Source organism: Planomonospora sp. ID91781 (assembly GCF_015711595.1).
GTDB classification, from domain to species: Bacteria; Actinomycetota; Actinomycetes; order Streptosporangiales; family Streptosporangiaceae; genus Planomonospora; species Planomonospora parontospora.
Genome location: NZ_JABTEY010000002.1, coordinates 130,984 through 156,138 on the forward strand (window position 1 = coordinate 130,984; position 25,155 = coordinate 156,138).

The window sequence follows — 25,155 nt, forward strand, 5'->3', positions numbered from 1 at the left end:
GGCGGAGTCAGTCGTCATGTTCGGCGGCGGAGCGGACCTCGGCGGCGGGCGCCCCGGACGGACACGTCACGGTCACCGTGGTGGTGCGGTCGTCGGACTCGAAGACCACCGACACGGCCGGGGCCGGGCCGCGCTCGACCTCGTCGACGCCGTGGCCGGGGGCGGGCGTCCACGACAGCAGCAGGGCCCGGCCCGCGTCGCACGCGGCGGTCACCGACCCCTCGGCGTAGGAGAAGCCGCCGGTGGCCGCGGACGGCCCGGTCGCGGCGGCGGGCGGGACGGCTGGGGCCGCGGAGGCGGTGGCCAGGGCCCGCTCGACCTCCTCCAGGGTCATCGAGCGGACGGCCTGGCCGGTGAGGTCGTCGCCGGCCAGGGACAGCGCCCACAGCCCGGCGACGGTGGTGGCGGCGGCCGCCGCGAGCCAGCCGCCGACGGCCAGCAACGCGCGCCGGCTCAGCGGTGCGCCGCCGTGCCCCGTGCGGCGGCGCACCGCTCCGCTGGTCCCGCCCGGTGCCGTGTCCCGCCTGCCCGCCCGCATCTGTCGGCGCCCTCCGGTGTCTTCCGCGTTCCACGGGGAACTTCCCATCCTCGTCGGAATCATCGCTTTCCAGGAGAGGCAGGCGTGTTGCCGTGGCCCACCTGCTGCTCGTCGAGGACGACGCCCGGGTCCGCTCGGCGCTGACCCGCGCGCTGACCGGTCACGGCCATGCCGTGACCTCGGCGGGCGCGGGCATGCCGGGGCTGACCCGGGCGCTGGAGGAGCGGCCCGATCTGGTCGTGCTCGACCTGGGCCTTCCCGACCTCGACGGCTGCGAGGTCCTGCGCATGCTCCGGGCCGTCAGCGCCGTCCCGGTCATCGTGGCGACCGCGCGCGACGCCGAGCCGGAGATCGTCCGGGCGCTGGACGCCGGCGCCGACGACTACGTCGTCAAGCCGTTCAGCGCGGCCCAGTTGGACGCTCGGATCCGGGCGGTGCTGCGCCGCGGCCGCACCGAGGGAGCCGAGCCGGCGCCGGTGCGGGTGGGCGGCCTGCTCATCGAGGAGGCGGGCAGGGAGGCGTTCCTCGACGGGGTGCGACTGGAGCTGACGCCCAAGGAGTTCGACCTGCTGCACTACCTGGCGGCCCGGCCCGGGCAGGTCGTCTCCAAACGGGAACTGCTGGCCGAGGTGTGGCGGATGGCCTACGGCGGCGGCGACAAGACCGTCGACGTCCACCTGTCGTGGCTGCGCCGCAAGCTCGGTGAGAGCGCCCACCGCCCCCGCTACCTGCAGACCGTGCACGGGGTCGGCGTCAAGCTCGTCGACCCGGGGGCGTGAGGGCCCCGCGATGAGACGACGCCTGGCCCTGCTCGCGGTGGCGACCACCTCGCTGGTCCTGATCGCCTTCCTGGTCCCGCTGGCCGTGCTGGTGCGGACGCTGGCGGCCGAGCGGGCCACGGCCGCCGCGACCACCTGGGCGCAGTCGGTGGCCACCGCGGCGGCCCTCGGCGACCGCGACACGCTGGAGGCCACCGTACGGCAGGCGCAGGGCTCCGGTGGCGTGCCGATCACGGTCTTCCTGCCCGGACACGGGTTCCTCGGCGCCGCCGCGCCCCGCGGGCCCGGGGTGGAGCTGGCCGCGCGCGGGCGCAGCATCACCGTGGACACCCCGCAGGGCAGGGAGATCCTGGTGGCGGTGCAGGGCGGGGCGAGCGGTCCCACGGTGGTGCGCGCGTTCGTCGGCGCCGACCGGCTGCGGCAGGGCGTCGGGTGGGCGTGGCTGGTGCTCGGCCTGATCGGGCTGGCGCTGCTGGCCGTCGGCATCGCCGTCGCCGACCGGCTCGCGCGCTCGTTGACCGGGCCGGTCGGGCAGGTCGCGGAGGTCTCCCGGCGGCTGGCCCGCGGTGACCTGGCCGCGCGGGTGGACCCGGCGGGCCCGCCGGAGGTCCGTGAGGTCGGCGCCGCCCTCAACCACCTGGCCGCCCGCATCCGGGAGCTGCTCGCCCACGAGCGCGAGGCGGTGGCCGACCTGTCCCACCGGCTGCGCACGCCGGTCGCGGCGCTGCGGCTGGAGGTCGACACGATGCGGGACGCGGAGGAGGCGGCCCGGGTGGGGCAGGCGGTGGCGGGCGTCGAGCGCATGGTCGACCAGGTCATCCGGGAGGCCCGCCGGTTCGACCGGGACGGGGTGCGCGGCTGCGACGCGGCCCGGGTGGTCGCCGAGCGGGTCGCCTTCTGGTCGGCGCTGGCGGAGGACCAGGAGCGGCCGCTCGGCCTCGACCTCGCCGACGGGCCGATCGCCGTGGGGGTCAGCGGCCCGGAGCTGGCGGCCTGCGTCGATCTGCTGCTGGAGAACGTGTTCGCCCACACCCCCGACGGCACGCCGTTCACCGTCACGCTGACGGCCCGGCCGGAGGGCGGGGCCCGGCTGGTGATCGCCGACCGGGGGCCGGGTTTCCCCCATCCGGCCCCGCTCGGCCGCGGGGTGAGCGGGGGCTCCTCCACCGGCCTGGGGCTGGACATCGCGCGCCGGACGGCGGAGGACTCGGGCGGGCGGCTGCGGGCCGGCTCCTCGCCTTCGGGGGGAGCGGAGGTCACCCTCGAACTCGGGCCGGGGACGGCTTAACGATTCCTTAGGAACTCCGCAGCATCCCGCTATCGCCCGCAGAGGCACTCTCGGAGAGTGGCCACGGCCGCGGCGGGACCCGCCGGGCGACCGCGGCCTGACCGGCTCCTCACCCGGACCGCCCCTGGCGGACTCTCACCACGGACTCTTCTCACGGATACGGAGAAACCCCCATGCGCAAGCCAGTGATCGTCTTTTCCGGACTCGCCCTCGCCGTCCTCGCGGTCGGCGGCGGCGTCGCCTTCGCCGAGCAGCACGAGGCCGCTCCGGCCTCCCCGGCGCCGGCCGCCACGGCCTCTCCCGCTCCGCAGGGCGACGACGACGCGGCTCCCGCGGTCAAGCCCGCCGTCCTGGCGGAGCAGGCCCAGAAGACCGCGCTGTCCCAGGTGAGCGGGGGCTGGATCGTCTCCTCGGAGCTGGAGACCGAGGGCGCCGCCGCGACCTGGGAGGTCGAGGTCGCCGACGGCAAGGGCGCCGAGCGGACGATAGCCGTCGACGCCGCCACCGGCAAGATCGTTCCGGTGGCGGCCGACACCGAGGACGACGGCCAGGAGGGCGCCGAGCAGGAGAGCGGCGAGCCGGACGACGACTGACCCGGTCGCGCCCGGTGCGCACCCGCCGGTCCGCTCCCGGCCCCGCCGCCCGCTTCGCCGTCGTCCGGCTCGCTGTCGTTCGTCCCGCCGCCCGCGGGGCGGGCGGCTCAGCCCACCGGCTGCGTACGGGCGGCCCGGATCAGGGACGAGTCGGCGTCGGGGGTCACCACGGTGAGGGCCGTCTCCGGGGTGCGCTCGCGCACGTCCTGGGAGCGGATGGCCAGCACCGCGGGCGCGCTGCCCAGGTCGCCGTAGGCGGCGGTGACGGCCGCGATGATCGCCGCGCGGGCGTCGGCGAGAACCTCCCTGGCGGACAGGCGCGAGGTCCCGGGGGCGGCCGACAGGAACCCGAGCAGCGCGGCGAAACGCAGGTCGGCGGGGACGGGGCCCGGAGCCCCGGACTCGGCCGGGGGTGCCGGCCGGTCCAGCCAGAACACCCGGCCGTGCAGGTGACCGGGGTAGGGCGCGCCGTCGTGTGAGGGCAGGGCGGCGACCGCGCCGGCCAGCACGCGCCCGAAGGCGGCCAGGTCCGTCTGCGGCGGCAGGTCCGTGGTGACCAGCACGGGAACGCTCAGAAGATGGGTCATGGCGGCCTCCTCGTCGTCAGGAGGCCGATGTTACTGACCGTCACCGACAATGCGGGGCGAGGCCGTCGACGCCGACCCGACCGGCCACCCGGCCGGGCGTGCCCGGGTGAGTGACCGCACCGCCGCCGCAGGCGACGTGAGACCCGGTCCGGGTGCGCCCGGCGCCGCAGGGTCCGGTGATCGGCCGGGGTTCATAGATGTAACAGTGCTGTTGTATCTTGGGGCGGTGTACCCACCGATCGAGCCCCACGACCACGGCCACCTCGACACCGGCGACGGCCACCTCGTCCACTGGGAGGTCTGCGGGAACCCCGCGGGCAAACCCGCACTCGTCGTCCACGGCGGACCCGGCTCGGGCTGCACGCCGAACCAGCGCCGCGGTTTCGACCCCGAGCGCTACCGCATCATCCAGTTCGACCAGCGCAACTGCGGCCGGAGCCTGCCGCACGCCGCCGACCCGGCCACCGACCTGACGACCAACACCACCGGTCACCTGATCGCCGACATGGAGCGGCTGCGCGAGCACCTGGGCGTCGACCGGTGGCTGCTGTACGGCGGGTCGTGGGGTTCCACGCTGATGCTCGCCTACGCCGAAGCCCATCCCGAGCGGGTGTCGGAGATGGTCGTCTGCGGCGTCACCATGACCCGCCGCTCCGAGATCGACTGGCTCTACCGCGGTGTCGGGCGGTTCTTCCCCGAGCAGTGGGAGCGCTTCCGCGACGGGGTCCCCGAGGCCGTCCGCGGCGGCGGTCCGGACGACCTGCCGGGCCTGCTGGCCGCCTACGCGCGGCTGGTCTCCGACCCCGACCCCGCGGTGCGGACCAAGGCCGCCCACGACTGGACGGCGTGGGAGGACACGGTCATCTCCCTGGAGGTCAACGGCAAGCCGAACGCCTACAGCGACCAGCCGCCCGCCGACCTGCTGGCCATGGTCCGCATCTGCAGCCACTACTTCTCCAACGCCGCCTGGCTGGAGGAGGGGGTGCTGCTGCGCGAGGCGCACCGGCTGGCGGGCATCCCCGGCGTGCTCATCCACGGCCGCTTCGACCTGGGCTCGCCGCTGGACACCGCCTGGCAGCTGGCCCGGGCCTGGCCCGACGCGCGGCTCGTCGTCGTGGAGGACTCCGGCCACACCGGCAGCGGCACGATGCGCAAGGAGGTCCTGGCCGCTCTGGACGGCTTCGCGGACCGGTAGGGCCCGGCCGGTCAGCCGGCCCAGACGGGACGGTCGCCTCCCCACCGGGTCGGCGGGCGGCTCCATGTTCCGGGCGCGCCGTCGTAGGCGACCGGGGGGAGGGCGTGGCGGAGCGCTCCGTACGGCGAGGCGGTCTCGGCCAGCCAGGGCCGCGGGTCGTAGGCCCCGCCCTCGGCGGGCACCGGGCGGATGCCGTGCAGGAGCCAGGAGGCGGTGCCCGCCAGGGAGAGCCGCAGCAGCCGCCCGCCGCCGGTGAGCTGCCGGTCGCTCAGCGCCCGCAGGACCGCGGCCGCGAGCAGATAGCCGGTCGCGTGGTCCAGGGCCTGCGCGGGCAGCACGCCGGGACGGCCGTCGGCCGCGGACTCGACGGCGGCGATGCCGCTCGCCGCCTGGACGAGGCTGTCGAAGCCGCGCCGTCCGGCCCAGGGTCCCGACCACCCCCAGGCGCAGAGCTGGGCGACGACCAGTCCGGGGCGGCGCGAGAGCAGCGCGTCGGGGGCCAGGCCGTACCGGTCGAGGCTGCCGGGCCGGTAGCCGGTGACCACGACGTCGGCCGAGCCGAGGAGGTCTTCCAGGACGCGCCGCCCCTCGGGGGCGGACAGGTCCAGCAGCGCCGAGCGTTTGCCCATCCCGGTGTCGGCGTGGGAGTCGGCGTCCTCGGGGATGCCGGGCGGGTCGAGGCGCAGCACGTCGGCTCCCAGCAGGGCGAGCGTACGCGTCGCGACGGGACCGGCGATGACCCTGGTCAGGTCCAGCACCCGTGTCCCGCAGGCCGGCAGCGACGCGGGCGGGAGAACCCGGGGCCCGCTCCCGGCGGCGAGCCGGGTCTCGACGAGCGGGAGCGCGGCCGGGGAGGGGTCGGCCACGGCCACGGCCAGGCCGCCGGCCGCGTAGACGGTCTCCTGGATCCACCGGGCCGGCCGCGTCGCGATCCGCGCGGCGAAGACCTCGGCCAGCGCCCGGTCGTCCCCGGTCTCGCCGACGTCCACGGCGTCCAGCAGCCGGGAGCGGTGGTGCGGGTAGTTGGCGTGGGTGCGCACCCAGCCGTCGGACGCGCGCCAGAAGCCGGAGAGCGGGGCGAAGGGCGTCGGAGCCCGCCCGTCGATCCGCAGGTGCCGCTCGCTGGTGAAGGCCGTGGCCACCGCCGCCTCCCGCACCCGCACCGCGGGGACCGGTACGGCGTTGCGCCGCGCCAGCAGCTCCGCGGCGGCCAGCGAGCACACGCCCACGCTCGCCCGCGCCAGTTCGCGGACCGGGAGGCGGGCCGGCAGCACTCCGCCCGCCCCCTCGTAGGAGACCGCCTCGGCCAGCTCGTCCCGGCCGCCGAGAGCGGCCCACGCGTGAACGGTCGCCGCGTCTTCGCCGTATGCCATCGGGCCAGTCTGCCCGATCGGCCCGCGGTCGCGCGGGCGGTGCCGGCCTGGGCCGGGTCTTCCACGTCACCCCGCGGATCGCGCGGCGGGCGGTGCCGTCCTCAGCCCATCGGCAGCCGGAACTCGTGCACGGTGCCGTACCTGCGGCCGGTGGCCAGCCGTACCTCGCCGCTCTTCCCGCCGTAGACGATCGACCACTGGGTGTGGCCCTGCCGGAGGCGGGCGAGCAGGTCCATGGCGCGGGCCGCCGACAGCCCGCCTCCGGCGGCCTCCAGTGCCGCGGTGGCCGTGCGGTAGCGGTGGTCGGCCTGCCGGCTCTGCTCGGTGGACCCCGTGACGGCGAAGTTCACCATGGCCTGCCACGGTCCCCGCCCTCTGTGCACCACCATCTCACCGTCGACGAACTCGACGATCGCCGACCGGCCCGCGGCGTCGGCGACCATGTAGTGCAGCGGCGGGCTGTCGGAGGGGTCGATGTTGTGGCGCCCGAACACCGCGAGGGCCTCGTCCACCGTCGCGGCCCCGTCCAGCACCAGCCGCATGATGCGGACGCTGCCCACCGTGCGCCGTGCGGGGTCGGAGCCCGGCTGCCACGCGGGGACGGTGGCCATGCCCACGACCAGGCCCTTGGAGTTCATGCCGTCGAACGGCAGCAGCGGGGCCTGCAGCAGCGCCCTGCGGCCGGCGGCGGTGGTGAAGTCGGCCTCGGACTTCAGGCCGAGATAGGAGACGTCCACCATCGACACCGACGCGTGGCCGTCCGGCGGCGTGGTGAACAGCAGCAGCGCGGGCTGGTGGTCGTAGTCGAAGTTGCGGCCGAACACCGGGGCGGCGGGATCTCCGTGCGCGGAGAACAGCGAGCAGCCGAAGCCGGTCGGCGTCAGTGCGGGCGCGATCTCCGCGAAGCGGTCGTAGCCGCCCCGGTAGCGCATGGTCCACAGGGGGTGGTCGTCGACCTTGCGCAGGCTCGCCAGCGTGGCGGCGTGGTCGGCGGACGGGGCCGCCCGGCCGCTCGCGGACGCGTGCGGGTCCTGCGTGGAGCGTCTCTCCGCCGGCTGCGCGGCCGTTCCGCTCGCGCAGCCGGCGAGCAGCGCGGTGGTGAGCAGGAGCGCCGCCGCGACTCGTGAAGATTCGGCCATCCCGCCATGGTGCCCCGTCGCGGCGGCCTCCGCCAGACCCGCGCGCAGACCGCCCGGGAGGATCCTCCCGGGGCGCCCGGACCCGCGCCCGGACCCGCGCCCGGACCCGCGCCCGGGCTTCGGACGGGGTCCCGGCGGCGGTTTCGGGACGGGCATCGGGCGGGACCCCGGCGGCGGTTTCAGGAAGGGCTTCGGGCGCCGGCGTCCGCCAGCAGCCGTGCGGCGGTCTCCGCGCCGTCGGTGCGCACCGCGGCGGCGACGGATCGGGCGCGGGCGGCCACCTCCGGCCGGAGGACGCGGTCGAGGGCCTCGGCCAGCGAACCGGCGGTCGGCGCGCCGGGCGCGTGCGCGGTCCCTGCGCCGAGGTCGCCGATCCGCTGCGCCCAGTAGTGCTGGTCGAACTGCTGGGGGACGACGACCTGCGGCACTCCGGCCCGTGCGGCCGCGGTGGTGGTGCCCGCGCCGCCGTGGTGCACGGCGGCGGCGACCCGCCGGAAGAGCGCCTGCTGGTTGACCTCGCCGATGGACAGGCAGTCGGGCCCGTCGTCCGGCGGCTCCAGGCCGGCCCATCCGCGGAGCACGACCGCGCGGCGGCCGGCCGCGCGGGCCGCCCGGACCATGTTCCGGCCGAGGTCCCGCGGAGCGCGGATGCTGCCGAAACCGAAGTAGACCGGTGGTTCCCCGGCATCGAGGAACGCCTCCAGCTCCGCGGGGAGCGGGCGTTCGTCCGGCAGGATCCAGGCGCCGGTCTGGACGACGCCCGGATCCCCGGCGCCGGGCCAGGGCGCCAGGGCCGGGTCGGCGGCCAGCCAGGGCCGGTCGGTGAGCATGTGGCTCCGCACGTCATCGACCGGAGCCAGGCCGGCCGACGCCCGTACCGCGTTGAGCGCCGCGCCGAAGAGGTCGTTCCAGCGCCGGGCGTCCCGCTCCCAGAGAGTGCGGTTGTCGGCCGCGCTGTCCGCCGGCGCGTCCCCCTGCATCGGCAGCGGGGGCGGCGCGTGGTGCGGGGAGGGCAGGGCGATCGGGCAGTAACCGGCGAAGACGTAGCCGATCCCCATCCGCTCGGCCACCGAACGGGCGGCCGGCAGCAGGTAGCCGCCCGCCACGATGACGTCGCAGTCCTCGGCGGCCGCCGGCAGCGTCTCGAACTGGACGGCGATCGTGCCCTCCACCATCCGGCGCCGCTGCTCGGGCGAGGGCGGGGGCGCCGCCGGGTCGGCCTTCCCGGTCGGGCGCAGCTCGGGGCCCAGCGGCGTGAACGGGATGCCCAGGCCCTCGACCCACTCGCCGAAGTCGGGCGGCGCGCACACGCGGGCCTCCTGGCCGAGGGCCCTCAACCGCACCGCCAGCGCCACCACCGGCTGGACGTCGCCGCGCGACCCTATCGCCGACAGCAGAACACGCATGGAGAACTCCCCTTCCGAGTAAAGGCCCCGGTCACGGCCGACGTGAGGGCCCCGGTCGCGGCCGGCCGCCGCACGGTCAGGCGCGGAGCCCGCACGCGCGTCCGCCTCCGTGCGGCGTGCACCGGTCCGGCCTGCGGCCTCGAATTCTGGACCGGCACCGGGGCCTTGCCGCAAGCCCCCCTCTCCGCTATAGCTTGAAAGTGGCGAGGAAGATCGAAGGCTTCCGCCCCGCCGTCCTTTCCGCTCCGTGCTCCTGGGGTTCCGCGGTGCCTGGCGTCAGGCCCGGACGGCCGCCCGGGCGATGAGGAGATCCCCGCCGCTCTCCGCCTGGCCGCCTCGGCGACGGCTATCAAATGGGTAGATAGTTCTCAAAGGGGACGTATATTAACTAAAACGACTTCAATGGTCTGGTGTCGCGATAGGTCCCGCGTCGTCGCGCGCGGCCGTACCGGCGGCACCACCGTCCGCACGGACGGAGGCCGTCCCGGAGCGCACGAGAAGCCATCCGGGAACGCCGTCCGGGCGGGGACGGAGGACCGCGATCCCGGAAAGGAGGCCGCCGTGCTGCGCCCGCTCGGCCATGTCATCGACCGTTGCGAACGGCTGCGGCGCGGGGCGCGCGGCCGTTCCGGCGACGGCGCGCACCGCGGCCGGCGCGTCGCCGCCGCGGGGGCGGCCGTCCTCCTGGCGGTGCCGGTCCTGGTCTGGCTGGTGGCGGTGCTCCCGCCGCTGCTCGCGGACGGCCTGCGGCTCCTGCGCGACGCCGCCTGGACGCAGGTCTTCACCCGGCCCGTCCATTCCTACCTGACCGAGCACGCGGGCGGGCTGGCCGTCACCGTGGAGCAGATCGAGTGGGCCTGGGCGGTGGCCGGTTGCGCGATGTGGCTGCCGGCGGTGCTGTGGCGGTCGTGGGGCGCCCGGGTGGGCTGGACGCTGTACGGGATCGCGGGCCTGACCATGGTGGCCGCCGGCAGCGCGCCGCAGACCCGCTGGGCGGCGACCGGCGTCACCGCGGCCTACTGGGTGGTGCTCACGCTGCCCATGCTGCGCCGGAGCTCCCTCCGGTTCCGCGGGGGCGGCCGCCGGGCCTTCGAGTCATGGGGGATCGCGCGTCACGGCCGGGAGCTGGCCGCCGTGCGCAGGCGGCTGGACCGGCTGGAGGCCACCGCCTGGGCCCCGGCCGCCGGTGAGCCCGCCGTACGGGCCCGGCACGTCTGGCCGCCCGGCCGCGCCGCGGCGGACGCCGTCCTCCGGCCGCCCGCCGCGGCGGGGCCGGTCCTCACCGGGAAGGACGACGCGGGGGAGGAGGACGGCGGTGCGGGCGGGCCCGCCGGGGGCATCGTGGCCGGGTCCGCATACCTGGTGCGCGTGCCCGACGAGCTGTCACCCGCCGACGACCCGCACGGCGACCTGGGCGCCGCGCTCCACCGGGAGTACGGCCCGCTGCGCGGCGGCACCTTCACGATGACGGTCACCGCCTGCGGCCCGCACCTGGCCGAGGGGGTGCGCGTGGTGGAGTCCGACGGCGTCGACCTCGAACTCACGCCGGAGCAGGTCGGCGCGTTCGGCCTGCAGCCGGGTGTCTCCTACCGGGTGCGCGGCGAGCTGTGCGACGACGCCGGCCGGGCGGTGGCGATGCCGCTGGCGGTGCCGGTCCGGGTCCCCGTCCGATGGCTGCGCCCGCTCGGCGCCGTCTGACCGGCGGTGTCTGACCGGCGGCGCCGGGTCGGCCAGCGCCGTCTGACCGGTGGCGCCGGGCCGGCCGGGCCGTGTTCCGCACGGCGTCGCCCGACCGGCGGGCGATCGCCCCGGCGGTGTGCGGGGACCGGCCTGCCGGGTCCCTCACCCCGAGCGCAGGGTGTCGGCGTAGGCGGTCAAGGCCGCGTGGCGGCGCTGGAGCTCGGCGATGTCCCGGGCGAGGCGGAAGCGGTGGGAGTCCAGCATGTCGGTGTAGCGGGCGCAGCCGGAAGGCTCCGGCCCGTTCTCCGCGCAGGGCAGGAAGTCGCGGATCGTCTCGGTGGGGAGGCCCGCGTCGAGCAGCTCGCGGATGCGGGCGACCCGCTCGACGGACTCGCGGCGGTAGCGGCGGTAGCCGTTGCCGTCCCGTTCGGGGTGGAGGAGGCCCTGCTCCTCGTAGTAGCGCAGCAGACGGGTGCTCACACCGGTCCGCCGGGACAGTTCACCGATCAGCATCACTTTCCCTCCACAGGGACTTGACCTTCACACCGATGTGAAGCCCCAACCTCGTGGACATGAAACGGATTCCCGAACTCTCCACCACCGTTGTCGGCTCCGGCCCCGGCATCCTGCTCGCCCACGGCGCGAGCGGCAGCGTCGCGGACAATTACGGGGCGTTGATACCTGTCCTGGCCGAGGGCCACACCGTCGTCGGGCCCGACTACCCGGGCTCGGGAGCCACTCCCCGGGCGGCTGCGGGCCTCACTCTGGACGAGCTGACCGACGCGGTGGTGGCCTCCGCGGTCGACGCCGGGGTGGAGTCCTTCACCCTGATCGGTTTCTCCCTGGGGACCACCGTCGCGGTGCGGGCCGCGGCCCGTCACCCGGAACGGGTGCGGGGACTCGTGCTGACGGCGGGCTTCGCCAGGGCGGACCACCAGATCGACCTCTCCCTGGGTCTCTGGGAGCACCTGCTGACCCGCGGCGACGCCGAGGGCTTCGCCCGGATGCGCACGGTGAACGGCTTCAGCGTCGAGTTCCTCAACGGGCTGCCCGCCGAGCAGTTCGCCGAGCTGCTGGACCCGGGCCCCGCGGGGCCTCCGCTCGGGGTGGTGGAGCAGGCGGCGCTGGGCCGGTCCGCCGACACCCGGGAGGACTTGGCCGGGATCGCGGTGCCGACACTGGTCATCGCCACGACGCGTGACATCCTGGTCGACCCGGCCAACTCCCGCTATCTGGCGGACCGCATCCCCGGGGCGCGCTACGCCGAGGTGGACGCCGGGCACGTGGTGATGGCCGAGCGGCCCGCGGAGTGGCAGGAGCTGATCGAGAAATTCCTGGTCGAGAACGGCCTCTGAGGAGGCGGGCCCGTCCCGCCGGGAGGGGTTCCCGGCGGGACGGGCCGTGGGGCGCGGCGGAGCGGGGCGGAGGCGGAACCGCGCGTCCGCTCCGTCACAGGCACACGCCGATCGTGAGCAGTGCCGCATCCGCCTGGACGCCGAGCCGGCAGGTCCGCTCGGGCATCGGCTCGGGCCTCGGATCGTCCGGAGCCGGAGCCGGAGCCTCCGGCCGTGCGGCCGGAGGGGGCGACGGGGGAGACGGCGGGGTCGCCGGGCGCGCGGGCGCGTCGCGTTCGCGTTCCGGTGTGCGTTCCCGGCCGGACTCCCGCCCCTGGCCGGACTCCCGCCCCCGGTCGTGCTCCCGCCCCCGGTCGTGCTCGCGGTCGTGCCCGGTGTCGGGACCCGGCACCGATCGGGGAGCGGGCCGCGGCGCGTCGGTGGACGGCCCGGCCGGGCGCGAGGGTGCCGTGGCCGCCCGTGACGGGCGCGGTGAGGGCCGGGACCTGCCGGTGCTCTTCGGCGGGGGTACGGCTCCGGGCACGCGGAAGGCCTGGGGGGCGGGAGCCGGGGCGCTCGCCAGGACCATGGGGCGGTGTTCGCGGGGCGCCGGTTCGGGGGCCGGGGGCGTCGAGGCGGCGGCCGCCGGGGCGGACGGCGCCGCCGCGGTCGGGGGGACGGGCGTGGGGGTGGCGGCGGGAGCGGAGACCGCGGGTGGCGGCGGTTCGGCGCCGGTGGGGGCGAGCACGCCCGTGTAGACGACGGCGGCCCCGGCCAGCGCGGTGACGGCCGCGGTGCCGGCGCTCACCCGGGCCGGACGCCGGTGGGCCCCTCGTCCTGTTCCCGTCCGCGGCCGCAGGGCGGCCGGGGCGGCAGCGGCGGTTTCCTCACCTGGAGAAACTGACATGAGCACCTCGAGACCCGACGGGACTGGGAGGTCTTCACTTTTGCCTCGTCGCCGGAACGTTGCCCACCAAGAGGACTTCTTGTAATCAGATGGTTACCTGGGGTGCCGGTTCGAGGTCGCCGTCGAAGAGATTCGCGAACGGTCAAGAATGTGATTAGTCTTATAATTGACTATGATGCACTGGCCTGTCTGGTCGGAATGAGAGGCGGCACCGATGGCCCTGCGGCACGCCGTGCTGGTGGCCCTGCTGGACGGGGAGCTCAGCGGCTACCAGCTGGCCAAGGCGTTCGACCTGGGGGTGGCCAACTTCTGGCACGCCCTTCCCCAGCAGCTCTACGCCGAGCTCGCCAGGCTGGAGCGGGACGGCCTCGTCAGCGGCCGCGAGATCGTGCAGGACACCCGGCCCAACAAGCGGGTGTTCACCGTCACCGACGCCGGTCTGGCCGAGCTGGAGCGGTTCGCGGCGGCCGACGGCAAACCCTCCTTCATCCGCGACGACCTGCTCGTCAAGGTCCAGGCCGCCGACCACGTCGACGCCGGCGAGGTGATCGCGCGGCTCACGGAGCGGGCCGCCTTCGCCGACGCCAAGATCCGGCTGCTCGGCGGCCTGCTGCGCAAGCTGCGCGGCGGCCGGAGCGAGGAGGAGTTCCTGCGGCACGGCGAGCGGATCGGCCCCTACCTGACGTGTCTGCGCGGTCTCGCCTTCGAGCAGGGCAACCGCGACTGGTGCCGCCGGAGCGCGGCGATCCTGGAAGAGAGGCGGGCGGCCCATGCCCGGGAGTGAGTACCTGCGCTACGTCGCCCTGGGCGACAGCCAGACCGAGGGGCTCGGCGACGGCGACGAGACCGGCGGCCTGCGCGGCTGGGCCGACCGGCTGGCCGACCGGCTCGCGGAGACCAGCCCCGGTCTCCGGTACGCCAACCTCGCCGTGCGCGGACGCCTGGCCTCCCAGGTCCACGCCGAGCAGCTCGGCCCCGCCCTCGCCCTCCGCCCCGACCTGGCCACCGTCGTCGCCGGGGTCAACGACCTGCTCCGGCCCAGGTTCGACGCCGACGAGGTGGCCGGTCACCTGGAGGCGATGTTCGCCGAGCTCACCGCCCAGGGCGCGCTCGTGGCGACCCTCACCTTCCCCGACATCACGCGGATCACCCCGCTCGCCCGTCCGGCCGCCCCGCGCGCCGCCGCGCTCAACCGGCGCATCCGCGCCGCGGCGCTGCGCCACGGGGTCGTCGTCGCCGAGACCTCCCACCACGCGGTCGTCACAGATCCGCGGCTGTGGAGCCGGGACCGGCTGCACGCCAGCCCGCTCGGACACGAGCGGATCGCGGCGGCCGTCGCCCACGCGCTCGGGCTGCCCGGCAGCGGCGACGACTGGACCCACCCGCTGCCCTCCCCGGCGGCCGTCTCCTCCGGCTGGCGGGCCGCGGCCGTCGAACTGCGCTGGGCCGCCGCCTTCCTCGGCCCCTGGCTCGGCAGGCGCCTGCGGGGCCGGTCCTCCGGCGACGGCCGTACGGCCAAGCGCCCGCACCTGCTTCCCGTCGCGGTCCTCCCCGCGGGAAACCGGCCGGGCGGGCCTGTGGACGGGCGCGGCGAGCCCGCGGACACCGCCTGACCGGTGCCCCGGAGGCGGCGGGCCCGTCCCGGGGCCGTCACCGGTCACGGCACCGCCGACGATCCCGGTTCGTCCAGCGGGCCGAGCGACCACAGCCGTCGCATCTCCGGGCAGGTCTCCAGCAGCTCGGCCAACGGCCCGCGACCCGCCACCCGGCCCCGGTCCAGGACGACGACCCGGTCGGCCCGCTCCAGCACGGCGGGCCGGTGGGAGACGACCAGCAGCGTGGTGACGCCGCTGATCCGCTCCCACAGCAGCCGCTCGGTCTCCACGTCCAGCGCCGAGGACAGGTCGTCGACCACGAGCAGGTCCGGCGAGCGGACCAGCGCCCGCGCGGCGGTCGCCCGCTGCGCCTGGCCGCCCGACAGGCGTACGCCCCGGGAACCGACGACCGCGTCCAGCCCGCCCGGCATCCGCGCCAGGTCGAGGTCGAACGCCGCCAGCCGCACCGCCCGCTCCAGTCCTTCGGCGGACCGTCCGAGCAGCAGGTTCTCCCGCAGCGAGGCCGAGAACAGCCGCGGAACCTGCCCGGCGTAGGCGACGCGGCCGGGCATCATGAAGGCGCCCGGATCGGCGACCGGCGCGCCGTTCCAGCGGATCGTCCCGGCCGTCAGCGGTTCCAGCCCCAGCAGGGCGCGCACCAGCGTCGTCTTGCCCGCGCCGACCGCGCCGGTGACCACCGTGAACGATCCCCGTTCGATCTCCAGGTCCACCCCGTGCAGGCCGCGGGCGGTGGTCAGGCCCCGGGCCCGCAGCACCCGCAGCGGGTCGTGGCGAGCCGGGGGGAGCACGGCCGGGTGGTCCCGGTCGAGCCGGACGCCGCCGTCGCGCGACAGGTCCTCTCCCGGGCCCATGAGCTCGGTGAGCCGCCGGACGGAGACGGCCGCCTGGGGCATGCGCGCCAGGATCGAGCCGATGGTCCGCGGCAGCGCGGTGAGCCAGCCCGCATAGGCGGTGAACAGCGCCAGGTCGCCCACGGTGAAGTCGCCGCGGCGCATGGCCGGGGCGGCCAGCAGCAGGAGCAGGCCGATGCCGACCTCGACGTTCGCGCCGGTCGCGGTGCCCAGCAGGTCGGTCGCGAGCCGGTCCCTGACCGCCGCCTCGCGGCGCAGCCGGTCGTGCCGGCGCAGATCGAAGCGGATCAGCGCGAGGGCCGTCGCCGTGACGGGGCTCATCGGCGCGCCTCCGCGAGCATGCGGGAGAACCGGCTGCCGGGGTCGGCCAGCAGGTCCCGGCGCGCGCCGTACTCGGTGATCTCGCCGTCGGACACGACGGCGATCTTGTCGACGTGGGACAGCGACGCGAGCCGGTGCGCGATGACCACCCCGGTCCCGCCGGTCAGCAGCCGCGTCATGGCGCGCTGCAGGCCGCGTTCGGCGGCCGGGTCGAGGCGGCTGGAGGGCTCGTCCAGGATCACCAGCCCGGGGTCGGCGAGGAGGGCCCGTGCGAAGGCCAGCAGCTGTGCCTGCCCCGCCGAGACCGCGCCGAGCGGGGCGTCCAGGTCCCAGCCGGGGAGCCCCGCCTCGGCCAGCGCCGCCCGCAGGCGGTCGTCGCCGGGGTGCGACCGGAACAGGGCGAGGTTGTCGCGGACGCTCGCGGTGAACAGGTGGACGTCCTGGGTGACCATGCAGACCCTGCCGCGGACCGAGGCCGGATCGGCCTCGCGCAGGTCCACCCCGCCGACCCGGACGGCGCCCGCCACCGGGTCGTACAGGTGCGCCACCAGGCGGGCGACGGTGGTCTTGCCGCCGCCGGTGCGGCCCACCAGGCCGAGCGTCTCACCCGGCGCGAGGCGCAGGGTGACGTCCCTGAGCACGGGTTCGCCGTCGTAGGCGAAACCGACGGCGTCCAGTTCCAGGCCGAGCGGTCCGGCGGCGGGCAGGGGCCGGGGGGCGGCGGGCACCCGCAGCGCGGGCCGTTCGGCCAGCAGGCCGCCGATGCGCGCCAGGCCGGCGACGGCCGTCTGGTAACGGCGCAGTTGGTCGATCAGCCGCTCGAACGGCGTGCGGACCATGAGCGTGTACTGCAGCAGCAGCACCGCGGTGCCGGTGCTGAGCGTGCCCGACAGGGCGAGCATGAGCGCGGTGCCCGCCGCGAACGCCGCGCCCGTACCGGCCAGGATGCCGCTGCCCACCGCGTCCGAGCGCCGCTCGGCCAGCCGTTCGCGCAGCCGGTCGGTCCCGTCCCAGGCCACCTTGCCGGCCAGCCAGGCGGTGACCAGCCGGGCGGCCTGCCCGGCGACGGCCAGGCCGAGGTAACCCAGCGCGATGAGGGTGAGCCGGCCGGCGCCGGCGGCCGCGTCGTCGACGAACCGGCGGGTGAGCTGCGGCGCCGCGAGCGGCAGGGTCGCGGCGGCCGTGACGGCCAGGGCCAGGAGCGCGGCCGGGCCGGGCCCCGGGAGAAGGGAACGGAGGAGGCGCCTAGCGGAGGCCCTCCCCGAGGTCGATGCGGTCGATGAGGTGACCAAACGTCATGTCCTTTGCGCACAGGGTCGGAGTGTTCCGGATGGACATGGACGTGCGCCTCATCGAGCCTCCTCGGTAGCCGGCGGGCGGAACCGCCGATGGCGAGTAGAACAGGCGGCTCGCGCGGGGGGCAACCGGTTATCCGGGCGCGCAGCCGCCGGGGTCATCCGCGGCCCTGCGTTTTACGTCCTCCTGGTCCGTCCCGCCCGCCCTCGGTCGTGATCACGTCAGGGTTCCGCCACCCGCCCGCGCGGCCCCGTGTCGCGCTTGAGCGCGCGGCGCGGTTACACGACGATCACGCGTGACGGTGCGGCACCCGCCCGCCCAGCGGGCGGACGGGAGGGACGCCTGCGGGGACGCCGGCCGACGGCGGTGCCCGGTCAACGGCGGCGACTGGCCGGTCGCCGTGCACGTGATCCGGGGGACCCGGCGATCCGGCCGCCCGTCCGGACGGCCCGTTCAGCCGACCCGTTCACCGACCCAGAAGAGGTGCCCGCAGCATGCGCCTGACCGCTCTCCGCCGAAACATCGCCGTCGCCACGGCCGTCGCCGCCGGGGCGATCGTCGTTCCCGTCACGATCGCCTGGAGCACCTCGCCCGGCAGCTCCGTCGCGGTCACGTGGAACGCTCCGAACGTCGCCGCCGCGCCGGCCGCGTCCCGCGTCGCCGCGCCGGACAGGCCGCGTGCCGCCGTGCCGACCGCGTCCCGCGTCGCCGCGCCCCGGGGCCACCACGACCACGACTCCGACCTCCAGCCGTATCCCACCCCGCCGAGGGCCTACGACTTCGGGGAGACCCTGGCCAAGCTGGAGGGCGATCTGCTGGAGATCGCGTTCTTCGCGCAGATGATCCCGCACCACCGCGCCGGGGTCGAGATGTCCCGGCTGCATCTCCAGCGCGGCGTCGACCCGCAGCTCCGCACCCACTCCGAGAACATCATCGCCTTCCAGGGCTTCCAGATCGGGCAGTTCACCCGCTGGCTGCGCGACTGGTACGGGCTCACCCCGCGGCAGGCCGTGCAGCGGCTCCCCCGAGAGGCCCGCCGGGAGATCGAGGACCTGGACGAGGAACTGGCGATGATGGTCGCGGAACTGCGGGAGGTCCCCGCGGGCAGGCGGTTCGACGTCGAGTTCGCACGGATGATGATCCCGCACCACCTCTGGGGCATCATGGAGTTCCTGGAGCCGGAGGCCCGCGCCGTCCACCCCGAGCTGCGGGTGGCGTCGGCCACGGGCATCGTCGCCCAGCAGGCGCAGGTCGCCGACCTGCGGACCTGGCTGTCCGGGCGCCCAGGCGGACGCGACGGACGCGACGGACACTAGCGCGCCGGGCCGGTGATCCGGTCCGGCACATCCGACCGGGGTCGGAACCTCCGCCCGGCGGTATGACCCCGGACGGACCCGGCTGTCCTACCGTGGGCGGATGCCGCATGATCGGTAAGGCGATACCGTCCTGTCCATGCAATGGACTGGGCGGCGGCTCGATGGGAAGGTCGTCACCGACGCGGTGGTGGCGGTCGCCTTGGCGCTGATCATCAGGTACGCCTTCGTCGACCCGCCGGGGCCGTCGTCGCCGTGGCCCGCCTGGTCGGCCTGGCCGGCGGCGGCGGTCGTGAGCTTCCCGATCGCCGTCCGGCGGCGCCGGCCTCGGGCCGCGCTCGCCCTCGCGTGCGCCACGGCCGCGGTGGCGACCATGGCCGGCGCCGTCGCGGTGGGTGCGATCTGGCTGACTTTCGCGCCGACCGTGCTCGTGCTGTACCTGGTGGCCGCCACCGCTCCGATCGCATGGTCGGCGGTGGCTCTGGCGGCCTGCCTGTCCGCCGCGGTGACCGCGATCCTGGTCTTCTACGCGCAGGTGTTCCCCGGCCTCGAACCCGCGGCGACCCCCAGTGAGATACGGCCGGCCTGGCCGATCGAGATCGGTACGACCGGTGTGCTGCTGACCGTCGCGTGGGCCGTCGGAACGGTCGTCCGCTGGAAGCGGAACACGACCGCCCGCCTCGTCCGCCACCTCGCCGACACCGCGGTGACCGACGAGCGCAGGCGCATCGCCCGGGAACTGCACGACATCATCGGCCACAGCATGAGCCTGATCACCGTCAAGGCCACCGTCGCCAACCACGTCGCCGAGGCCCGCCCGCAGGAGGCCCGCGCCGCGCTGGCCGTCATCGAGCAGACCAGCCGCAGCACACTGGCCGAGATCCACCGGGTGCTCGACCTGCTGCGCGCCGACGGAGATCCCCACCAGGCCCCCATGCCCGTCCCCGGCATGGGGGACCTGCCCGAGCTGGCCGCCCACGCCCGCTCGGCCGGGGTCGAGGTGGAGCTGACCGTCCGAGGGGAGGCCGCGCTGCCCGCCGCGGTCGCGGTGTCGGTGTACCGGATCGTGCAGCAGGCCCTGACCAACGTCGTCACCCACGTGGGGCCCACCCGCTGCGCGGTCACCGTCGACGTCGACGGGCGGGAGGCCGTGATCGAGGTCGTCGACGACGGCCCCCGCCACGGCCGTCCGCCGCGGGCGGACCACGGCGGCCACGGCCTGATCGGCATGCGCGAGCGCGCCAAGATGTACGGAGGCGCGTTCGAGGCGGGGCCCCGGCCCGAAGGAGGTTTCCGCGTGGCGGCCCGGCTGCCCTACGACCCGGACGGCACCCAGGCATGAGCATCGAGGACATGAGCACGGACGGCATGAGCATCGAGGACATGAGCACCGACGTCGCCCCGCACGACCCGCTCCGGCCCGTCCGGGTCCTGCTCGCCGAGGACCAGGTGCTGATCCGCGACAGTTTCAAACTCCTCATCGACGCCACCCCGGGGCTGGCCGTCGTGGGCGAGGCCGGCACCGGCGCCGAAGCCGTGTTCCTGGCCCGCCGGCACCGGCCCGACGTCGTCCTCATGGACGTGCGCATGCCGGACATGGACGGCATCGAGGCGACCCGGCGCATCTGCGCCGACCCCGTCAGCGCCGGCGCGCGCGTACTGATCCTGACCACGTTCGATCTGGACGAATACGTGTACGCGTCGCTGCAGGCCGGGGCGAGCGGCTTCCTGCTCAAGAGCGCCGCCGCGACCGAGCTGCTGGCCGCCATCCGCATCGTCGCCTCCGGTGAGGCGCTGCTCGCGCCCACCGTGACCCGCCGGCTCATCACCGAGTTCCTGCAGGGCTCCCGCCCCGCCCCGGCCGTACGGGACCTCGGCGACGTCACCCAGCGCGAGCGCGAGGTGCTCGCCCTCGTCGGCAGGGGCATGTCCAACTCCGAGATCGCCGAGCACCTGCACCTCACCGTCGGCACGGTCAAGACCCACATCGGCCGCCTCCTGGCCAAGCTGCAGGCCCGGGACCGGGCCCAGCTCGTCATCGCCGCCTACGAGGGCGGGCTCGTCGCCGGTCAGGACGGCCGCCGGTAACCGGTCCGGCGCTCCTCAGGAGCGGTCGTCCGGTGATCCGGAGGCGGTCGTCCGTCCGGCCAGCCGTTCGTAGCGCTGCCTGGCGGCCTGCGGGGTGCCGAGTCCGAGGCCGAAGGCGATCTCCTGCCACGTCATGCCGCGGCCCCGCGCCATCCGGATGAGCCCGGCCTCCAGATCGTCCGCCTCCGCACGGGCCTGGGGGACGAGGGTCAGGGCGGCGACGATGTCGGCCCGATCCACCTCCGGCTCGCCGTCGTCCGGCAGCGCCGCCCCGCTGAGCAGGAACGACACGATCCTGACGGCCTCGTGCGGTCCGAGGACCGAGGGATGGACCTGCCGCCGGCGCTGCGCGTCGGTGGCCGCGTGCCGTTCGGTGATGCGCAGGAGCGACGCGTACTCGCGGTGCGCTCGCGCCTGCCCCGCGGGCGGGGGTGTGAAGGGATCTGCGGGCTGCTCGGGAATCGACGACATGCGACCAGGATGATCAGAACACGAGCGGTTGTCAACTACTTGTTTTGAACGATCCGTTCAATTGTTGGGAGTGTCCGCGGGTGCCTCCGTCCGCGGGGGTCGGGACCGGCCGCCGATGCGTCCCGCCCGGGGCGGGGCCCGCTTCTCCGCCGGGGCGGACGGACCTCGGGATTCCTGCGGAGGAGCGCGGGTGAGTCGGCCGTCGCGGTCCGTGGTCCCGGAGTGCCGGGACGTCAGGGCGGCGGCGCGAGGGAGCGCAGATAGCCGCCTGCGGCGGTGAGGGCGGCGCGCAGCCGTTGCGGGTCGCGGGTCGTCTTGGCGAGCAGGAGGCCACCCTGGATCGCGGCGAGGGTGGACTGGGCCAGCGTCGCCGTGTCGGCGTCCGCCCGGATCAGGCCGCGGTCGCGCAGCCGGTCGAGCACCGTGCGCAGCTGTGCGGCCCAGGCGTCGAACGAGCGGGCGAGGTCCTGGCGGGCGGGCTCGTCCGTGTCGGCGAGTTCGGCGGCGAGTGATCCGATCGGGCATCCGATGCGGCAGTCCAGGGCCTGCTGGTGGGCGACCAGCGCGTCGAACCAGGCGTCCAGGCCCGTCCAGGAGTCGATCGCGGCCAGGTGCTCCGCGATGCCGTCCATGATCGTCGTGGTCTGCCAGGCGATGATCGCGCGGACCAGCGCCTGCTTGTCGGCGAAGTAGTGGTACAGCTGGCTCTTGCTGGCCCTGGCCTCGGCCAGGACCTGGTCGAGGCTGGTGGCCTCGACTCCCTGGCGCTCGACGAGGCCCGCGGCGGCGGCCACGATGCGCTCCCTGGTGCGCCGTCCGCGCTCGGTCCTGGGTTCCTCCGGCACGTTCCGATCCTACCAACTGATTGGACCGTTCAGTCCAATTGTGATTAGAGTGGACCGTACAGTCCAGTTACTGCTCGGAATGAGGCCCCTCATGCAACTCACCGGTTCCCGCGCGCTCGTCACCGGAGCGACCTCCGGCATCGGCCGCGCCATCGCCGAGGCGTTCGGCCGCGAAGGCGCACACGTGCTCGTCGCCGGGCGCGACGCGGCACGCGCCGCCGAGGTCGTCGCCGGCATCGCCGCGTCCGGCGGCACCGCCTCGCCGGTCATCGCGGACCTCGGTGCGTCCGGCGGGGTCGCCGCGCTCGTCGAGGCGGTGAAGGCGCACGGCCCGGTCGACGTGCTCGTCAACAACGCGGGCGTCTACCCGGTGCGCGGCACCGCGCAGACCGACGAGGCGACGTTCGAGGCCACCATGAACCTCAACGTGCGGGCCCCCTACTTCCTGACCGCCGCGCTCGCCCCGCTCATGGCGGCGCAGGGCCGCGGCCGGATCATCAACATCAGCTCGATCGCCGCCCACCTCGGCACCGACAACATGGGGCTGTACGGTGCCTCCAAGGCCGCGCTCGAACTGCTGACCAAGTCGTGGGCGGCGGAGTTCGGGCCGTCCGGCGTCAACGTCAACGCGATCGCCCCCGGCCCGACCCGCACCCCCGGCACCGCGCCCATGGGCGCCGGGCTCGACGAGTTCACCAGCGGATTCCCCGCCGGGCGCCCGGCCGTGCCGGAGGAGATCGCAAGCGCCGCGGTCTACCTCGCCGGACCGGGCGCGGCCTTCGTGCACGGTGCCACCATCACCGTCGACGGCGGCCGGACGGCCATCTGACCGACGCTCGCGGCTGCCGATCGGGGCCGGCAGGGGCTCCGCCGCTCCCGGAACGGTGCCCGGCCGCAGAGCCGCCGCCGCTCCGGGAGACGGCGTCACCGCTCCTGTCCTACTGTGATCCGGTGACTTCTCTGGCGATTCGGGTGGCGAGGGTCTTCGACGGGGAGCGGCTGCTCGACGGGGTCTCCGTGGTGCTGGTGAAGGACGGTCGCATCGCCGGTGTGGAGGCGGGTCCGGCCGTACCCGGCGGGTGGCCGGTGCGGGACCTGCCGGACGGCACCCTGCTGCCCGGTCTGATCGACGCGCACGTGCACCTGTGCGCCGACGGAGGCCCGGGCGCGCTCGACCGGCTCGCCGGGCGCACGGAAGAGCAGACGGACGCCACCATCGAGGCGTCCCTGCGAGCCCACCTGGCCGCAGGCGTCACCACCGTGCGTGATCTGGGCGACCACCGCGACGCCGTACCGGCCTGGCGGTCGAGGGGCGGGCCGGGTCTGCCGGCCGTGGTGGCGGCCGGTGCGCCGATCACCAGCGTGGGCGGGCACTGCGGGTCGATGGGGGGCGAGGCGCGAGGCGCGGACGGGCTGCGCGAAGCCGTACGGCTACGGGCCGAGCGCGGCGCCGACATCGTGAAGATCATGGCGAGCGGCGGCGTGCTGACACCGGGCACCGACACGATGAGCCCGCAGTTCACCGACGACGAGCTGCGGGCGGCGGTCGCCGAGGCGCACGCGCTCGGGCTGCCGATCACCGCGCACGCCCACGCGCTCGCGGCGGTACGGCAGGCGCTGGACGCGGGTGTCGACGGCATCGAGCACTGCACCTGCCTCACCCCCGACGGCGTCCGGCTCGACGACGCGCTGCTCGCCGCGCTCGCCGGGTCGCAGGTCGCCGTCTGCGCGACCCTGGGGTCGGACCCGGGCGTGGTGGTGCCGCCGCAGGTCGTGGCGATGGCCGAGCGCGCAGGCATCACCGAGGCCGTCCTGCAGGAGGCCGTCGCCCGCCTGCACCGGGGTGGAGTGCGCCTGGTGGCCGGTTCGGACGGGGGCATCGGTCCCGCCAAGCCGCACGGGCTGCTGCCCGCCACCCTCGGCGAGTACGTCAGGTCCGGCCTGCCGGAGACGTCCGCGCTGGCCGCGGCGACCTCGGCCGCCGCCGGCGCCTGCGGCGTGGGCGACCGCAAGGGCCGCATACGGACCGGCCACGACGCGGATCTCCTGGTGGTCGACGGCGACCCGACCCGGGACATCGCCGCGCTGGGCCGGCCGCTCGCCGTCTACCTCGCAGGCCGGCCGGCGACCGGCTGAACGGATCGCTTCCCGGCGCCGCCCCGTGGCGAACGGGACGGTCATTCCGGCGAGAGCGAGCGTTCCATCCGGAACGGGGTTTTCTTGGAAAGCCGCCGGGCACCGTCTGCGGCCGCACCCGGCGGGCAACCGTCCCGCAACCGTTCCGCACCTCACTGCGGCTTAGCGTGATCGATCTGTCACGTAAAGGCATCGGAGGCGGGAATGGGAACGAGGCGTTCGGCTCGGCGGCCCGGACGGGCGTCCGGAGTCGTGCGGGCGCGCCCGAATCCGCCGGTCCGCCCGCGTCGCGGGGATGACGGGGGCGGCGTCGCCGTCCTGCTGTGCGTGCTGCTCGCCGGCGGGGTGCTGCTGGCGATGGCCGCGCTCACCATCGACGTGGGCCGGCTGTACCTGGAGCGGGAGGAACTGCTGAGCGGCGCGGACGCGGCCGCCATGGCGGTCGCCGAGCAGTGCGCGCGCGACGGCGGCCGGTGCGGGCCGTCACCGCACGCCGTCGCGCAGCGGTACGCCGACGCCAACGCCAAGGACGGCGTCTCGGCGGTCGAGACGGTGTGCGGGCGGACCGGGCGGGGAGAATTGCCCGGTTGCCCGCCGCCGGCCGCCAACCTGACGGCCTGCCTCGGCGACGCGCCGGTCACCGCGACCTACGCCGAGGTGCGCACGCTGTCGCGAATGCCGGACGGCCGGACGCTGCTGCCGCCGGTCTTCGCCCGGACGCTGCTGGGGCGCGGCGACTACGCCGGGACCCGGGTGCGGGCGTGCGCGCGCGCCGCCTGGGGGCCGCCGCTGCGGATCCGGGGCCTGGGTGTGACCGTCTCACTGTGCGAGTGGAACGACGCCACCGCGGGCGGCACCGCGTTCGCCCCCGCCCCGCCGCAGGCCGCGCCCGCCGCGGCCGAGACGGTGCTGCGCCTGCACACCACCTCGCCGGGGCGCTGCACCACCCGCGGCTCCGGTGGTGACACCCCGGGCGGGTTCGGCTGGCTGGACGACGCCGACGACGACTGCTCGGTCCTGGTGGAGGCCGACGGCACCTACGGCGGGGATCCGGGCGTGTCGGCGTCCCAGGCCTGCAGGTCGCTCCTGCCCCGGCTGCGCGCCGACGGGGCGGTCACCTACCTGCCGATCTTCCGCGGCGTCGCCGGAACCGGCCAGCACACCACGTACACGATCGAGGGCTTCGCTCCGTTCGTGGTGACCGGCTACGCGCTGCCCGGTGCCTCCGAGCCGTCGAAACTGACCGGCGCGCAGCACTGCGACGGCTCCGACAAGTGCCTGTACGGGTACTTCACCCGGGCGCTGATCCCGGCGAAGGGCGTGATCGGCGGCCCGGACCTGGGCGCGGTCATCGTGACGCTGATCGGCTGACGACGTGTCGCCTGCTCCGCCGGCGGAG

The 25,155-nt window shown here is 75.6% G+C and carries 25 protein-coding genes; 14 read left to right on the plus strand and 11 right to left on the minus strand.

The window, feature by feature from the left end; all coding sequences use genetic code 11:
* Window positions 1-7 precede the first annotated feature (7 nt).
* A complete protein-coding gene (locus HS048_RS19775) occupies window positions 8-490 on the minus strand; it encodes a hypothetical protein (protein WP_307832563.1) in 483 nt (160 codons plus the stop codon).
* A gap of 140 nt (window positions 491-630) precedes the next feature.
* On the opposite strand from HS048_RS19775, the gene HS048_RS19780 reads away from it, so the two are divergent.
* The 3 genes from HS048_RS19780 (at window position 631) to HS048_RS19790 (ending at window position 3,198) form a co-directional block, all read left to right on the plus strand.
* Window positions 631-1,317 carry a response regulator transcription factor gene (locus HS048_RS19780; RefSeq protein ID WP_068900746.1) on the plus strand — a complete coding sequence of 229 codons (687 nt, stop codon included), beginning with the start codon at window positions 631-633 and terminating at the stop codon, window positions 1,315-1,317.
* A 10-nt stretch (window positions 1,318-1,327) separates the two neighbouring features.
* Window positions 1,328-2,605 (plus strand): HAMP domain-containing sensor histidine kinase, encoded by a 1,278-nt coding sequence (locus tag HS048_RS19785; RefSeq protein WP_191896624.1) that lies wholly within the window; start codon window positions 1,328-1,330, stop codon window positions 2,603-2,605.
* Window positions 2,606-2,778: 173 nt separating this feature from the next.
* Complete coding sequence (locus HS048_RS19790) at window positions 2,779-3,198, plus strand: PepSY domain-containing protein (RefSeq protein ID WP_196468185.1); 420 nt, start codon at window positions 2,779-2,781, stop codon at window positions 3,196-3,198.
* Window positions 3,199-3,305: 107 nt separating this feature from the next.
* Here the strand turns inward: HS048_RS19790 and HS048_RS19795 are convergent, their stop codons facing one another.
* Window positions 3,306-3,785 carry a hypothetical protein gene (locus HS048_RS19795; protein ID WP_068900752.1) on the minus strand — a complete coding sequence of 160 codons (480 nt, stop codon included), beginning with the start codon at window positions 3,783-3,785 and terminating at the stop codon, window positions 3,306-3,308.
* Between the two features lie 226 nt (window positions 3,786-4,011).
* Here HS048_RS19795 and pip point away from each other — a divergent pair, with 226 nt between their 5' ends.
* The gene (gene pip / locus HS048_RS19800; protein ID WP_307832564.1) at window positions 4,012-4,980 is read left to right on the plus strand and encodes a prolyl aminopeptidase; all 969 of its coding nucleotides are present in this window, start codon (window positions 4,012-4,014) and stop codon (window positions 4,978-4,980) included.
* Between the two features lie 11 nt (window positions 4,981-4,991).
* On the opposite strand, the gene HS048_RS19805 is transcribed toward pip, so the two are convergent.
* The 3 genes from HS048_RS19805 to HS048_RS19815 all read right to left on the minus strand — a co-directional run bounded on the left by HS048_RS19805 (window position 4,992) and on the right by HS048_RS19815 (window position 8,898).
* Window positions 4,992-6,353 carry a CoA transferase gene (locus HS048_RS19805; RefSeq protein WP_196468187.1) on the minus strand — a complete coding sequence of 454 codons (1,362 nt, stop codon included), beginning with the start codon at window positions 6,351-6,353 and terminating at the stop codon, window positions 4,992-4,994.
* Window positions 6,354-6,454: 101 nt separating this feature from the next.
* The gene (locus tag HS048_RS19810; protein WP_068900756.1) at window positions 6,455-7,492 is read right to left on the minus strand and encodes a linear amide C-N hydrolase; all 1,038 of its coding nucleotides are present in this window, start codon (window positions 7,490-7,492) and stop codon (window positions 6,455-6,457) included.
* Between the two features lie 179 nt (window positions 7,493-7,671).
* Entirely contained in the window at window positions 7,672-8,898 is a 1,227-nt protein-coding gene (locus tag HS048_RS19815) for a glycosyltransferase (protein WP_196468188.1), read from the minus strand.
* 561 nt (window positions 8,899-9,459) lie between these two features.
* Between HS048_RS19815 and HS048_RS19820 the strand changes: the two genes are divergently transcribed.
* Window positions 9,460-10,596: a hypothetical protein gene (locus HS048_RS19820; protein WP_196468189.1), complete on the plus strand. Its 1,137-nt coding sequence runs from the start codon at window positions 9,460-9,462 to the stop codon at window positions 10,594-10,596.
* A gap of 144 nt (window positions 10,597-10,740) precedes the next feature.
* Here the strand turns inward: HS048_RS19820 and HS048_RS19825 are convergent, their stop codons facing one another.
* Window positions 10,741-11,091, minus strand: coding sequence for a MerR family transcriptional regulator (locus HS048_RS19825; protein ID WP_068900762.1), 351 nt, complete (start codon window positions 11,089-11,091; stop codon window positions 10,741-10,743).
* Window positions 11,092-11,150: 59 nt separating this feature from the next.
* Here HS048_RS19825 and HS048_RS19830 point away from each other — a divergent pair, with 59 nt between their 5' ends.
* Window positions 11,151-11,933, plus strand: coding sequence for an alpha/beta fold hydrolase (locus HS048_RS19830; RefSeq protein ID WP_068901011.1), 783 nt, complete (start codon window positions 11,151-11,153; stop codon window positions 11,931-11,933).
* 94 nt (window positions 11,934-12,027) lie between these two features.
* Here the strand turns inward: HS048_RS19830 and HS048_RS19835 are convergent, their stop codons facing one another.
* The gene (locus HS048_RS19835) at window positions 12,028-12,720 is read right to left on the minus strand and encodes a hypothetical protein (RefSeq protein ID WP_196468190.1); all 693 of its coding nucleotides are present in this window, start codon (window positions 12,718-12,720) and stop codon (window positions 12,028-12,030) included.
* Between the two features lie 313 nt (window positions 12,721-13,033).
* On the opposite strand from HS048_RS19835, the gene HS048_RS19840 reads away from it, so the two are divergent.
* Both HS048_RS19840 and HS048_RS19845 read left to right on the plus strand, forming a co-directional pair.
* On the plus strand, window positions 13,034-13,603 hold the full coding sequence (locus HS048_RS19840) for a PadR family transcriptional regulator (protein WP_196468191.1): 570 nt from the start codon (window positions 13,034-13,036) through the stop codon (window positions 13,601-13,603).
* Window positions 13,590-14,432: an SGNH/GDSL hydrolase family protein gene (locus HS048_RS19845; RefSeq protein ID WP_196468192.1), complete on the plus strand. Its 843-nt coding sequence runs from the start codon at window positions 13,590-13,592 to the stop codon at window positions 14,430-14,432. Before HS048_RS19840 ends, HS048_RS19845 begins: the two co-directional genes overlap by 14 nt.
* Before the next feature lie 44 nt (window positions 14,433-14,476).
* Here the strand turns inward: HS048_RS19845 and HS048_RS19850 are convergent, their stop codons facing one another.
* Window positions 14,477-15,607, minus strand: coding sequence for an ABC transporter ATP-binding protein (locus HS048_RS19850; RefSeq protein ID WP_196468193.1), 1,131 nt, complete (start codon window positions 15,605-15,607; stop codon window positions 14,477-14,479).
* The gene (locus HS048_RS19855; protein ID WP_196468194.1) at window positions 15,604-16,899 is read right to left on the minus strand and encodes an ABC transporter ATP-binding protein; all 1,296 of its coding nucleotides are present in this window, start codon (window positions 16,897-16,899) and stop codon (window positions 15,604-15,606) included. Before HS048_RS19855 ends, HS048_RS19850 begins: the two co-directional genes overlap by 4 nt.
* A gap of 498 nt (window positions 16,900-17,397) precedes the next feature.
* Between HS048_RS19855 and HS048_RS19860 the strand changes: the two genes are divergently transcribed.
* The 3 genes from HS048_RS19860 (at window position 17,398) to HS048_RS19870 (ending at window position 20,304) form a co-directional block, all read left to right on the plus strand.
* On the plus strand, window positions 17,398-18,219 hold the full coding sequence (locus tag HS048_RS19860) for a DUF305 domain-containing protein (protein WP_196468195.1): 822 nt from the start codon (window positions 17,398-17,400) through the stop codon (window positions 18,217-18,219).
* 136 nt (window positions 18,220-18,355) lie between these two features.
* Entirely contained in the window at window positions 18,356-19,558 is a 1,203-nt protein-coding gene (locus HS048_RS19865) for a sensor histidine kinase (RefSeq protein ID WP_068900776.1), read from the plus strand.
* Between the two features lie 41 nt (window positions 19,559-19,599).
* Complete coding sequence (locus HS048_RS19870; RefSeq protein WP_374058798.1) at window positions 19,600-20,304, plus strand: response regulator; 705 nt, start codon at window positions 19,600-19,602, stop codon at window positions 20,302-20,304.
* 15 nt (window positions 20,305-20,319) lie between these two features.
* Here the strand turns inward: HS048_RS19870 and HS048_RS19875 are convergent, their stop codons facing one another.
* On the minus strand, window positions 20,320-20,775 hold the full coding sequence (locus tag HS048_RS19875) for a DNA-binding protein (protein ID WP_196468196.1): 456 nt from the start codon (window positions 20,773-20,775) through the stop codon (window positions 20,320-20,322).
* A 233-nt stretch (window positions 20,776-21,008) separates the two neighbouring features.
* A complete protein-coding gene (locus HS048_RS19880) occupies window positions 21,009-21,620 on the minus strand; it encodes a TetR/AcrR family transcriptional regulator (RefSeq protein WP_196468197.1) in 612 nt (203 codons plus the stop codon).
* A 91-nt stretch (window positions 21,621-21,711) separates the two neighbouring features.
* Between HS048_RS19880 and HS048_RS19885 the strand changes: the two genes are divergently transcribed.
* The 3 genes from HS048_RS19885 (at window position 21,712) to HS048_RS19895 (ending at window position 25,127) form a co-directional block, all read left to right on the plus strand.
* The gene (locus tag HS048_RS19885; RefSeq protein WP_196468198.1) at window positions 21,712-22,449 is read left to right on the plus strand and encodes an SDR family NAD(P)-dependent oxidoreductase; all 738 of its coding nucleotides are present in this window, start codon (window positions 21,712-21,714) and stop codon (window positions 22,447-22,449) included.
* 122 nt (window positions 22,450-22,571) lie between these two features.
* Window positions 22,572-23,756: an amidohydrolase family protein gene (locus HS048_RS19890; protein WP_196468199.1), complete on the plus strand. Its 1,185-nt coding sequence runs from the start codon at window positions 22,572-22,574 to the stop codon at window positions 23,754-23,756.
* A gap of 252 nt (window positions 23,757-24,008) precedes the next feature.
* Window positions 24,009-25,127, plus strand: a complete 1,119-nt coding sequence (locus HS048_RS19895) for a pilus assembly protein TadG-related protein (RefSeq protein WP_196468200.1) — start codon at window positions 24,009-24,011, stop codon at window positions 25,125-25,127.
* Window positions 25,128-25,155: the final 28 nt, after the last annotated feature.

Excerpts from the sequence above, each read along its gene's own strand:
- HS048_RS19785 (WP_191896624.1), top strand. The coding sequence starts at position 1,328 with ATGAGACGACGCCTGGCCCTGCTCGCGGTGGCGACCACCTCGCTGGTC.
- HS048_RS19790 (WP_196468185.1), top strand. The coding sequence starts at position 2,779 with ATGCGCAAGCCAGTGATCGTCTTTTCCGGACTCGCCCTCGCCGTCCTC.
- HS048_RS19795 (WP_068900752.1), bottom strand. The coding sequence starts at position 3,785 with ATGACCCATCTTCTGAGCGTTCCCGTGCTGGTCACCACGGACCTGCCG.
- HS048_RS19805 (WP_196468187.1), bottom strand. The coding sequence starts at position 6,353 with ATGGCATACGGCGAAGACGCGGCGACCGTTCACGCGTGGGCCGCTCTC.
- HS048_RS19810 (WP_068900756.1), bottom strand. The coding sequence starts at position 7,492 with ATGGCCGAATCTTCACGAGTCGCGGCGGCGCTCCTGCTCACCACCGCG.
- HS048_RS19815 (WP_196468188.1), bottom strand. The coding sequence starts at position 8,898 with ATGCGTGTTCTGCTGTCGGCGATAGGGTCGCGCGGCGACGTCCAGCCG.
- HS048_RS19825 (WP_068900762.1), bottom strand. The coding sequence starts at position 11,091 with ATGCTGATCGGTGAACTGTCCCGGCGGACCGGTGTGAGCACCCGTCTG.
- HS048_RS19830 (WP_068901011.1), top strand. The coding sequence starts at position 11,151 with ATGAAACGGATTCCCGAACTCTCCACCACCGTTGTCGGCTCCGGCCCC.
- HS048_RS19840 (WP_196468191.1), top strand. The coding sequence starts at position 13,034 with ATGGCCCTGCGGCACGCCGTGCTGGTGGCCCTGCTGGACGGGGAGCTC.
- HS048_RS19845 (WP_196468192.1), top strand. The coding sequence starts at position 13,590 with ATGCCCGGGAGTGAGTACCTGCGCTACGTCGCCCTGGGCGACAGCCAG.
- HS048_RS19850 (WP_196468193.1), bottom strand. The coding sequence starts at position 15,607 with ATGAGCCCCGTCACGGCGACGGCCCTCGCGCTGATCCGCTTCGATCTG.
- HS048_RS19860 (WP_196468195.1), top strand. The coding sequence starts at position 17,398 with ATGCGCCTGACCGCTCTCCGCCGAAACATCGCCGTCGCCACGGCCGTC.
- HS048_RS19865 (WP_068900776.1), top strand. The coding sequence starts at position 18,356 with ATGCAATGGACTGGGCGGCGGCTCGATGGGAAGGTCGTCACCGACGCG.
- HS048_RS19870 (WP_374058798.1), top strand. The coding sequence starts at position 19,600 with ATGAGCACCGACGTCGCCCCGCACGACCCGCTCCGGCCCGTCCGGGTC.
- HS048_RS19875 (WP_196468196.1), bottom strand. The coding sequence starts at position 20,775 with ATGTCGTCGATTCCCGAGCAGCCCGCAGATCCCTTCACACCCCCGCCC.
- HS048_RS19885 (WP_196468198.1), top strand. The coding sequence starts at position 21,712 with ATGCAACTCACCGGTTCCCGCGCGCTCGTCACCGGAGCGACCTCCGGC.